The organism is Streptomyces sp. SID3343 (assembly GCF_009865215.1).
GTDB lineage: Bacteria > Actinomycetota > Actinomycetes > Streptomycetales > Streptomycetaceae > Embleya.
The window spans coordinates 1-11733 of sequence record NZ_WWJX01000147.1 but is presented as its reverse complement, the minus strand read 5'-3'; the positions used below and the strand labels follow the sequence as shown (position 1 = coordinate 11733).

Genomic DNA, 11733 nt, shown 5'->3' with positions numbered 1-11733 from the left:
GGGTGCGGCTTGGCGGGGGGCGGTCCGGCGGAGTGCGGCTCATCGGCGTCCGGCTCGCCGGCGCGCGAGAGCGGGCGGAACAGGCGGGCGGTGCCGGCGAGGACGAGGGCGAGCAGCACGCCCGTCCACCAGAAGGCCGTGGGGTAGCTCTCCAGGAGAGTGATCTCGGCGGCGTTTCCGTCGTACGGGTAGGACGTGATGCGGTTCGGCAGGCTCAGTGGGTGGGCCAAGGCCAGGTTCAGCGTCGAGATGCCGAGCGTGATTCCGAGTGCCTGGGTGGTGACCACGGCGCCGGCCGCGGCGCCCGAGTCGGCGGATCGGATCCCGTGGCCGGCCGCGCTCACGCATGGGCCCAGGACCAGTCCGGAGCCGACCCCGATCAGGACGAGTGCGGGCAGCACGTCGTCGCCGTACGAGCTGTTCGGGCCGAGCAGGTACAGGAACACGAAGCCGGCGAGGGAAAGTCCGCAGCCGAGCGGCACGACGGTCTTCGCGCCGTAACGGCGGACCAGGACGCCGGCCGCGAGCGGTGCGACGAGCAGCAGCGGCACGATCATCGGCAGCAACGCCGGACCGATCTGCGACGGGCGGTAATCCAGGGCGAGTTGCAGGTACGAGGGCACGAACGCGAAGACCGCCGTCGTCGACACCGCGCCCGCGAACAGCCCGAGCAGTGCCGCGCCGCGGTCCCGATCGAGCGGAATGCGCTTCGGGAGGAGCGGTTCGCGCACGACGGGTCCGATCCGACGTACACCCGCGAGTACCGCGACGCCGGTGGCCACGAACAGCCAGGCGGTGCCGCCGAATCGGCCGTTGTCCTCCGCGTCGACGAACGCGTACAGGACGAGGCACAGGCCCGCCGGTGCGATGAGCGCGCCCGACAGGTCGAACCCCCGCCCGCCGGGCGGTGCCGGTGCCGGACGGCCCGCGAACACGAGCACCAGGCCCGCGGCGCAGCAGGCCGCGCCGATCCCCGTGCCGTACAGGCACCAACGCCAGTCGACGTCCTCCACGACCCGCCCGCCCAGCAGGACCCACAGACCCGCCCCGGCGCCCGCCGTCGCGCCGTGCACCCCCAACGCCCAGGCCCGCTCGGTCCGATCGGTGAAGGTGGTGCTCAGGATCGACAGTGCCGCGGGCACGATCAGCGCGCCGCAGGCTCCCTGTAGGACCCGGCCGACCAGCAGCGTGCTCTGGTCCTGCGCGGCGCCCGCCACGATCGACGCGAGCACGAGTCCGAGCAGGCCGGCCGCCGGTACCACCACCCGCCGGCGGGCGAAGTCGGCCAGCCGGCCCCCGACGAGGACCAGGCTCGCGAACGCGAGCAGGTAGGCCCGGTCCGCCCATCGGACGTCGTCGGCGCCCAACCCCGGATCCTGCCGAATCCGGGGCATCCCGAAGTGCAGGACCGACGCGTTCGCCACGACGAGGAGTTGGGCAAGGGTGACCACGGCCAGTACCCACCAGCGTCGGGCGTCGATCGAAACGATCGCGGCGCCGGGGGAGGCGGGGCGAGGTACGCCGCAGCCCTGCGCCGTCGACGTCGCGATCGGGTCGGCGGAGCGCGGGTTCGATCCGGCATCGGGCATGTGGGGCACGAAGAACTCCCTGAGGTGAGGCCGGGGGAGTGGCGCGGTCCTGGTATCGGGGGACGCGTGGATCGGGTGTGCCGGTTCTCGGTGCCGGGAGGCCGGCGCGAGGGATCTGCCCACGATGTGGCGGCCTGTGCCGCGAATGGGCGTCCGGATTTGTAGGGTGTGCCGCATGAACGGCGGGATACCTGGCAGGCGCGTGATCGACGGCCGCTTCGAGTTGCTGGACCGGCTCGGTGGTGGCGGTATGGGGTTGGTCTGGCGCGCCCGCGACCTCGCCCTGCATCGGGAGGTCGCGCTCAAGGAGGTTCGGCCGCCGGACCCGGCACTTTTGGAGGACGACCCGACGGCGGCGCAGATGCTGCGCGAACGCGTGCTGCGTGAGGCCAGGTCGTTGGCCAGGCTGAACCACCCCAATGTGGTGACGATCCATCACATCGTGGACGCCGCCGAGGTGCCGCACCCGTGGCTGGTGATGGAACTCGTGCCGGGCGGTTCGCTGCACGACCGACTCGCGCTCGGTCCCGTCCCGCCGGCCGAGGCGGCGAGGATCGGCCTGGGCGTACTGTCCGCGCTCGTCGCCGCGCACGCGGCCGGGATCCAGCACCGCGACGTCAAGCCGGGCAACGTGCTGCTGCGCGACGACGGCAGCCCGGTACTGACCGACTTCGGCATCGCCGCGCTGCGCGAGTCGACGAACCTGACCGCGACCGGGGAACTGATCGGCTCTCCCGAGTACATCGCGCCGGAGCGCATCCGCGGCGAAGAGGACAACGCCGCGTCCGACCTGTGGTCGCTCGGCATGATGCTCTACGTCGCGGTCGAGGGGCAGCACCCGCTGCGCCGGGCCACGAGTTTGGCCACACTCGCGGCGGTGCTCACCGATTCGGTGCCGCCGCCGGTCCGCGCCGGGGCGCTCGGGCCGGTCCTGGCCGCGCTCCTGGTCCGCGACCCGGCGGCGCGACCGGATGCCACGCACCTGGAGCGGCTGCTGACGGCCGTGGCGGAGGCGGGCGAAGCAGGGGGCGGGCGGCCGTCGGCGCAGCACACGACGTCGTCCCTGCCGATCACGGACGTGCCGTCGTGGCCGTCGTGGTCGGCGGCGGATCACGGGGCGGACGCGACGCCGGGACGTGGGACCGGCGGTGAGGCCGGTCCGGGCACGGGAGCCGGTTCGGCGACCGGGGGTTGGGCGACCGGCGGTTCGGCGACGAGTGGTTCGCGCGGGGCGGGGGGTCGACCGCCGTCGAACGGGAGGTCGGTCGGGGACCCGTCGGCCGATCCGTACCATCCGGCGCCCCCCGAATCGGCCGCGCAGCGTCGGGCCGGGCAGGCCAGGATCATCGTGGGCTCGCTCGTAGGCGTGTGCGTGGTCGGGGTCCTGGCGGCGTTCTCGGTGAAGGCCCTCCTTCACGATTCCGACGCGGGTGATACCGCGAGTGCCCGGCAAGGCTCGGAGACACCGGGGCGGACCCCTTCCGCGGGGAAGACGACTGAGCCGTTCGCCCTCCCCTCGGAATTCCGCGTCCCGACCTCGGCGCCCACGTCGACCAGACCCAAGGAAGACCTGCTGACGCCGGCCGGGGCGCGGAGCATGGTCGAGTCGATGAAGCCGGTGATCAAGGGAACGAACGTCAAGCGACTGGTGATCTACCCCGAGTACGCGTCGATCGACGCGCCCACCCCGGACAACGCCAAGCTCAAGAACTCGTTCTCGTACCGCAACGGAGCCACCACCCAGGACAGCCCACGCGGCAGTACGGATCGCGACACCAAGACCATCGATGTCACGAAGATCAACTGGGACGCGCTGCCGACCCTGCTCGCCAAGGCGGACAAGGACCTCGGCATCGCGAAACCCACGGGCCACTACGTGAGCATCGACCTCGGACTGATCGACCGGGTGCCGTCGATCAGCGTGTACGTGACGGACGACTACGGTGGCGCCTACCTCCGGGCCGACCTCGACGGCAAGGTGACCAAGACCTATCCGCGCGACTGAGCACGTGCGGCGGTGTCGAGGTTCGGTGTCGCGGGTTCGGTCTCGCGAGATTCGCCGTCTTCGAGACCGGGCCCTCACCGAGACCGGGGCCTTCGCCGAGGCCGAGTGCCCCCGCCGAGGCCGAGTGCCCTCGCCGAGTTCGGGCGCGTTCGGCGGCCGCCGGGTCGACGGCAACCGTCGAAAAGTCGTGGGGGCGGGCGACCACAACTCGCCCCCACGACTGCGAGATCAACTCGGCGTGGTCGCCGCCCCCGCCAAGGATTGCGGAAGGTCGGCGATTTCCAGGGCGATGAGCTGCGCGGCGGTGGGGTCGTCGAGCTCGGCGACCCGGCCGGCCTGGCGTTCGGTCATCTCCTGGAACGCCTGGCGGGCCGAGCGGCCGTTGCCGAAGCTGTCGCCCCGGGTCATCCCCGCGAACAGCGCCAGCAGGTCGGTGCGCGCGGCCGGGCTGAGTTCGTAGCGGTGCCGCTCCGCCTGGTGCTCGACGATCGCGACGAGCTGGTCCGCGTCGTAGTCCTCGAACAGCAGGGTCCGGGTGAACCGCGAGGCCAGGCCCGGGTTGGACGCGACGAAGCGGTCCATGTCGCCCGGATAGCCCGCGGCGATCACCACGATGTCGTCGCGGTGGTCCTCCATCAGCTTGACCAGCGTGGCGATGGCTTCCGCCCCGAAGTCGTTGCCGCCCGTGAGTGGGGAGAGCGAGTACGCCTCGTCGATGAACAGCACACCGCCCAGCGCGCGATTGAACGCGGCCGCGGTCTTGGGGCCGGTGTGCCCGACGTACTCGCCGACCAGGGCGCTGCGGTCGACCTCGATCAGATGGCCGTGGCTCAGCAGCCCGAGTGCCTTGAGCAATCGCCCGTACAACCGGGCCACCGTGGTCTTGCCGGTGCCCGGGTTGCCCGCGAACACCAGGTGCCGACTGAGCGGTGGTGCCGGCAGCCCGGCCTCGATCCGGAGCCGAACCGTCTGCATGAGCTTGGCCATCGACGCGACATCGCGCTTCACCCCTTCCAACCCCACGAGTTCGCCCAACTCGGCGAGCAGGTCGGGCAGGTTCTCCTCGACCACGTCGGGCAGTTCGTCCGCCACCGGTGCGGCGGTCGAGCCCACCTGCGCCGCAACCGCCGCGCGCGGCGCGGGAATTCCGCCCATGGCCGGGTCGCAGTCGTCGAAGACCGGCGCCGCGTCCGCGTCGGTGCTCACGTCGTTCGTACAGTCGCGGATGCGGCAGCGGCGAAACAGCGGGTCGGCGCCGCCGCCGATGTGCAGCGCGGAGTAGCCCGCGCCCACCACGTCGCACGACGTGTACGTGCCGCCGGCCTGCTCCCCGACGTAGACGCCGTTCTTGCCGGCCCGCTCCACCCGCAACCCGGTCACCGTCGGCCGGGCGCCGGTCCACACCACGAGCCCCGAGCCCGTGCAGTCCTCGATCGTGTCGCCGACCGACTCGGCCCGTGACCCCGCGTCGAGTACGACACCCGCCGCGCCGGCCCCGATGATCCGGTTCCCGGCCAGCTCGGCGACGCCCTCGCCGGTGATCTCGATACCGGTTCGGGCGGTGGCCCGCACCGTGCAGCGCTCGACGCGCGAGCCGGTCGGCGAGCCGATGCCGATGCCCGTCGCGCTGTCCGCGACCAGGCAGCCGGTCACGATGGCCGAGGACCGGCCCGCGACGACGATGCCGGTCATCGCGGCGGCGGAGACCGCGCAGTCGACCAGTTCGGCGCGCGCGGTGTCCACGGTGTGCACTCCGTGCTCGGGCGTGCCCTGGATCCGGCAGTCGGACAGGCGCAGCACGGTGGTACCGGCGGCGTGCACCGCGCCGAATCCCGAATCGAGGACGCGACAGTCGGTCAGGTCGGCGCCCGCCGCGTCGGCGAGCAGTACGCCGTTGGTCGCCGAGCGCCGAACCGCGCAGCCGTGCGCGACCACGCGGGCCGAGCCCTCGACCACCAGACCCGCAGCGGCGGCGTCCAGGATCCGGCAGTCGGTCAGTTCGGCCCTGGCGCTGCCGCCGAGCCGGATGCCGGCCGCGCCGGGCGCGCTCACCCGGCTCTCGCTCGCGGCGGCCGAGGACGCGTCCTCCAGGAGCAGGCCGACCCGGCCGCACCCGTGCAGGGTCGAGTCGGTCAGGCGCAGTACGGCCCGGCCGCGCAGCCGGATGCCCGAGCCCGACGTGGCGTTCAGGCGCAGCCGGATCACGTCGACCCGGGCCGAGCCGGACGCCACGATGCCGGTGCCCTCGACCGCCTCGACCTCGACGTCCTGGACCCGGGCCCGCGCGTCGCCGGACACGTGCAGTCCGGCCAACCGGGACCCGCGCAGCCGCGTCCCGGTGAGCAGCAACGCCGACGTCGTCCCACCGGCCACCGGAGGTGCGTCGGAGTCGGCGTCGGTGTGGGAGTCCAGGTCGGGGTCCGTCGAATCCCCGTCCCCCGCAAGGCGATCGGGCCCGCCGCGCACCTCCACCCGCCCGCCCAGCACGACGCACTCGGCGAGCACGAGCCCCGCCCCGGGGCCCACACTCACCGACGGTGCGTCACCACCCGTGCTCTGCACGGTGATCCCCCGCACCGCGCAGTCCGCGACGCGCACCGTCACCGCCGGCCCCGCGTCGGTCGCGGTGAGCACCACATCGCCCGCGCCGGGTTCCGGACGCAGCGTCACCGACCGTTCCAGCACGAGCGATTCGGTGTAGTGCCCGGACGCGATCAGCACGGTCGCGCCGGGCGGTGCCGCCCGCACCGCGTCGGCGATCCTGCGGTACGTGCCGCGGCCCTTCGCGGCCACCCGGACCACGGGTGGTGCGGCCACGGCAGTGCCCGAGCTCGCCGCGGCGGAGCCGGTGACGGTGTCCCGACGATCGATGTTCGCCACCTGAGCGCTACGCACCTCTCTAGTACCAGAACGGGTTGAAGTTGCCGCGCAACGTGGACTGCAGCCAACTGTTGAACAGCTTCTCGCCGGTCTTGAAGCCGATGTTGAGCCAGAAGTCGGCGAAGCCCTGGCGGTGGAAGAACCGGCCGCCCGCACCGCTCATCACCAGGTTGCGGCCCAGCGCGATACTGCCCGCGCTGAGGGTGCCGGACAGCGCCGAGATGCCGCCGTCGAGGAACGCGTCCCAGCCGCTCAGCGTGTGCGTGACACCGTTGCCGTCCTTCACGCCCCACACGGCGGCGTTCATGCTGCCGTTGACCCAGCCGGCCAGGCCGCCGATCCCGCCGCCGACGAAGAAGTCGTAGGTGCCGCTGCGCCAACGGGTCGGCGTCTCGTTGCCCGCCCACTCGTTGGCCCACGTCTTGTCGTGGTTGCCCGGGCGGCGATTGAGGTGCTTGCCGCCGTCGATGTTGGCCAGGCCGGCCTTGCGTTCGCCGGTCCACCGCATCGAGTCGAACTTGTTCTCGTGTACGAACGTGCCCACCGTGGTCTTGACCGCGGACCCGACGGCGGCGTTCGCGGCCGCCTTGCCCACGTCCTGCCACGTGAACTGCTTGTTGTTGATCGCCGCGTTGATGCCGTTGGCGAGCAGGTTCGCGGCGAACTCGATGGCGAATTCCTGGGCGAATTCCAGCGCGGCCTTCTTCGCGACGACCTTCCAGTAGGGCTGGTAGCCGGCCTCGGCCAGGCGCAGGACGCCCGGTCGAGTGGTGTCCACGCCCGGCAGGTTCGTCAGCGCTGCGCGGAACTGCGACACGTCGATGCCGGTTTCGGCGCCGGTCCACGGCATCCGCTGGCCCTCGCGCAACCGCCGTCCCCAGCCGCGAAGTTCGGTGAGCGGGCCGCGGAAGTCGTTCTCGGTGCCGGTCATCTGCCAGCGGCCCAGCGAGTCGCGTTCGAAGACCAGGCCGCTGTCGGTGCGCCGGGCGAGCAGGTTGCCGTCGGCGTCGTACTTGCGCCATTGGCCGCGCCACGCGTCGTGTTCGAGGAAGGTGTTGCCGGAGGCCGTGCGGGTGCGCACGGCGGCGCCGTGGTCGAACTCGGTCCAGGTGCCGGCGGCCGGGGGGTCGGCCGTGTTTCCCGAGTGGTACTGGCGGATCCGGTCCGGGGCGCTGCCCGCCAGGTGCGGGGGCGTCTCGCGGACCACGGTCGGGTGCGCGTCGCCCGGCGCGCGGAACTCGTCGCGGAACATCAGGTTCTTGTTCTTGGTGCCGACCGGATTGAGCTCCCACGCCCCGGGGTTGCCGTTGGTGGCGCCGTTCGGATCCCACCACGTGCGGGTCTGTGCGCCCGCGCCGGCGCCGCCGTGCGGTTGTGCGACGCCGTTGCGTCCGTACTTCTCCCACTGCCACGTCCCGGGGCCGGTGCCACCGGGGGTGGGGTCGGCGACGTGCCACGAGTCGACGTACGAGCCGCCGTCCAGCATGCGCTTGTCGCGTACGAGGTTGCCGGCCGCGTCGAAGTCCCGGAAGGAGTCGTCGAACGGCAGCCTGGGGTCGCTCGAACTGCGGAACAGATCGCGCCTGCCGTGGGCCGTGACGGTGCCGTCCGCGTCGATCGCCTGCCATTGCCACGACTTGGCGTCGGCGCCGCCCTCCGCGACGATCCGCACGCTGCCACCGGCGCCGTCGGGCCAGTTCTGCGCGTGCCCGACCGGATAGCCGTGGCCGTCGCGTTGGATCCAGGTGGTGACGTGCCGGCCGGGGATGTCACCGGTCGTGGCGTTGACGTGCGGCGGGGACAGGTGTTCGCGGATCGAACCGTTCGGGAAGCCCTCGCGGACGACCTCCCAATGGCCGGCGACCCCGTCGGCCCTCCCGGGGACGAAGCGTCGGTCCTGCCAGATCGCGCCGCCCCCACCACCGGTGGTCTCCACCCGGAAGCCGGAGTTGGTGCCGTCGCTCCAGGGGCGGGCGTCCACGTGTGCGTCCACGTGGGGCGCCCCTGCGGGCGGTGTCGCGTTGTCGCCGACCTTGAGCGTGGTGCCGCCGTGCAGTTTCGTCTCCGAGCGGACGAACCCGCCGTCGGCGAGGATGTCGACCCAGCTGCCGTCGTCGCCCACGAAACGGGTGCCGCTCGTGTGCGTGCCGGCGGATTCCTTGTGCCACGAGAAGAGTTGGTAGCGGTTGTCCGAGCCGAGATGGGCGTGTGCGCCGCCGGGCTCGCCGGCCCCCTTGATCCACCGGTCGCGGACCCACTTGGGCGGACGCTGTTCGGACAACCGCTCGACGGTGAACGACGAATCCGGGGCGGTCTGCGTGTGCTTGCCGCTCTCCTTGCCTTGCGGGGACTGCTTGGCCCACGACGGTTGCGGAACGCCCGCGGCGTCCACCGTGTGCTCGAAGTAGTGGCGGGCGTTGTCCGGGGTGTGCAAGGTGCCCCACTGCCTTTGCACGGGGGCTCCGCCGGGGGCGAGTCGGTCGCTCCAGCCGCCGTCGACGTGCACCGTGCGCGGACCCTCGGCGAGTTGGTGTCCCGCGCCGTCGTAGCGGTGCCAGGTCCAGTTGCCGTCGCCGGCCTTGACCCCGACGGTGTGCCCGGTCGCGGTGCCGTACTTCTGGATCGAGTCGCGGTACTCGCGGACGACCTGGCCACGCGAGTTCACGTCCGTCCAGCCGAAGCCGGACGTGTCGAACCGGCGGGTACCGGAGCTCAGCGCGACGCCGCCGTGATCCCACTGGACCCACGTGGTTCGACGGCTGGTGTTGCCGAAACCGGTCAGGTCGGTGCGCCGGAACGCGTCGAGCGCGGTGCCGTCGGGCAGCAGCCGGCGCTCGAAGACGTCGACCTTGCCCTTGGTCGCGGACTGGAGCCGGATCCGGCCGTTCGCCGCGCCCGACAGGTCGACCGTGCCGTGCTGGAAACCCGTGGGCGAGGGCCGGGTGCCCGTCGGCGGGGTCACGTCCGGATGGAAACCCTGCCGCCAACTCGGCGTCTGCGCGGTGTGGTCCACGTGGAACTGGTGGTCGGTACGGCGGCCGTCCTTGAGGACGTTGAAGCCCTCGTGCCGCAGGTTTCCGTTCGGCCCGTGATCGCGGAACTCGCCGTGCCGCGGAGTGTTCGGGTGGTCCACCGCGACGCGCAGGTTGTGGTCCGCGTCCCTGGTCACCGTACGGTGCGGCACCAGGCCGTCCGCGTTCTCCAGGTGCCAGACGGGGGCGCCGCCGCCGTGCGTTTCGCGGGCCACCGCGAAGGTACCGTCGACGCCGTGCGATCCGCGCAGTGCCGTCCCGGTCTCCAGCAGGGTGCCGTCGGCTCGGTGGCGCACGAACGAGTTGTGGTTGCCGGAGTCGGTGAACCGGTATGTCCCGTGCTCTCGGGTCACGGTCACGTTCGGCAGGGGCGCGCCGGTCGCGTCGACCGCCCCGAACCGCGGGTCCATGCCCGCCTCGCGACGGATGGTCAGCTGCATGGTGCCGGGCGCCCCGTCGGCGCCGCGAAGCGGCATCGTTTGGTCGGTCAGTCGCCCCGAGGCCGGGTCGAACACCCGGTGGCCGCCGTTCGGGTCCTCGACCCGGATACCGGCGAGTCCGTTGTCGGTCGCCGGCCGGGCACTGCCCGGGGTGAGCGCGTCGTCGAGGAACTGCGCGCCGGGGGCCGGGGCGAGCGGGTGCGGGCCGGTGACCGCGGGGGTGTCCAACATCCCGACCGGAGTGCCCGTTTCGTCGAAGAGCTGCCGACCGTGACCGGTGGTGGTGCCGTTCGCGTCGAAGCGTTCGTACGACCGCGCTCCGCCCGGAGGCGCCTCGACCCGGTATCCGCCGTCCGGGAGCATGTGCACGGTATTGCCCAGTCGGGTGCCGGCCGCGTCGGTCAGGACGTGGCCGGTGCCGTCGGCGACCACGAAGCGGTCGCCGCGAACCCCGTCCGCGCCGGCGACGGCGATACCGCGCTCGCGTACCTGCCCGGTGAGGTCGTAGTGCACCGACGCGCCGGTGCCGTGGTCGGTCACCCGAACGCCCGTGCCGGCCGGAAGATCGACCTGCCGGGTGCCGGCGAGGGCGTTGCCGGCGGCGTCGGTGAGCACGTGCGTGCCGTTGCGCTCGACCGCGAAGAGCGTGCCGCGAGCGCCCAGATCGTCGACCAGGGACGTGCTCGTCTGTACGATCCGGCCGTCGGGGCCGTGCAGTGTCGAGCCGCCGCTCACGTCGTCGGTCAGGCGCAGCAGGCCCTCGCCCGGCGCACTGAGCCGCAGCTGGGTCAGGGCGTTGCCGTGCACGTCGGTGAGGGTGTGGCCGGTGCCGGTCGAGACGACGTAGTGGCCGCGGTTGCCGGCCGCGTCGACCAGCGCGACGTCGCGCCCGGCGAAGTTGCCCTGAAGGTCGAAGCGGGTGGACAGGCCGGACCGGGGGTCGGTCACCCGGTAGCCGCCCGTGTCCAGCAGGTCCAGGGCCTCGTCGCCGGTTCCGCCCGTCAGGGTGTGGGTCGGCGGGCCGCCGGGGTGGTGCTCGGTCAGCACCGTGAAGGAGGACGGGGAATCGGGCGTACCGTGCAACGGGAAGCTCTCGTCGACCAGCCCGCCGGTGCTGTCGAACCCGTGGCCGCGACCGTCCGCGTGCTCGATGTCGAAGCTGCCGTCGCTGTGCAACGTCACGTGCGCCCCCGGCTCCGGGGTGCCGTCGGCGCCCAGCACCCGGTAGTGCACCGCGCCGTTTTCGCCCACGGTCGGTCGGACCGATCCGCCGGCGAGCCAGGACGAGCCGTTGCCGTGCAGGGCGATGTCCGGCATGGGCGGCGGGGGTTGCGTCACCGCAGCGGCCACGAGCGGGGAGTTCGGGGCGGTGCCGACCGCGCCGCTTCCCGACGCCCCGTGCGAACTGCCGCCCACCAGTCGCGGGTGTTCGAGCATGCTCTGCGCAAACGCCTGGTTGAGGCCCGCGTCGATGTCGCCCACGTTCATGCCCAGGTCGTCGACGTGCGCGAGCGCGGTCCTGACCTTGATCTCGGCGCGGTCGACCGCCTGTTGGGCCACCGCTTCGGGCGACGGGCCCCGGGACGACCCGCCCGGGTGGGCCTGCGCGTCGTGCAGCAACTGCCGGGCCGCGCCGAGTTCGTTGCGGGCGGACGCGAGATTGCCCCACGCCTCGATCCGGACCGCGCGCTGCGGGTCGCCGGCCGCGCCGAACACCGCACCCACCCGGTCGGCGTCACGCTGCCACAGCTGGGTGATCTGGGCGGGCGTCAGGCGGTCGCCGGGCC

4 protein-coding genes are annotated in these 11733 nt (G+C 72.6%); 1 reads left to right on the top strand and 3 read right to left on the bottom strand.

All coding sequences use genetic code 11. The features are described from left to right. The coding region (locus GT354_RS05145) for an MFS transporter (protein WP_237534393.1) at window positions 1-1589 on the bottom strand (1589 nt) is incomplete at its 3' end. A gap of 175 nt (window positions 1590-1764) precedes the next feature. Between GT354_RS05145 and GT354_RS05140 the strand changes: the two genes are divergently transcribed. After that, a complete protein-coding gene (locus GT354_RS05140) occupies window positions 1765-3594 on the top strand; it encodes a serine/threonine-protein kinase (RefSeq protein WP_161354974.1) in 1830 nt (609 codons plus the stop codon). Between the two features lie 228 nt (window positions 3595-3822). Here the strand turns inward: GT354_RS05140 and GT354_RS05135 are convergent, their stop codons facing one another. Both GT354_RS05135 and GT354_RS05130 read right to left on the bottom strand, forming a co-directional pair. After that, window positions 3823-6474, bottom strand: a complete 2652-nt coding sequence (locus GT354_RS05135) for a right-handed parallel beta-helix repeat-containing protein (RefSeq protein WP_346011862.1) — start codon at window positions 6472-6474, stop codon at window positions 3823-3825. A gap of 19 nt (window positions 6475-6493) precedes the next feature. Beyond that, window positions 6494-11733: hypothetical protein (locus GT354_RS05130; RefSeq protein WP_161354973.1), on the bottom strand; the 5240-nt coding region annotated here is incomplete at its 5' end.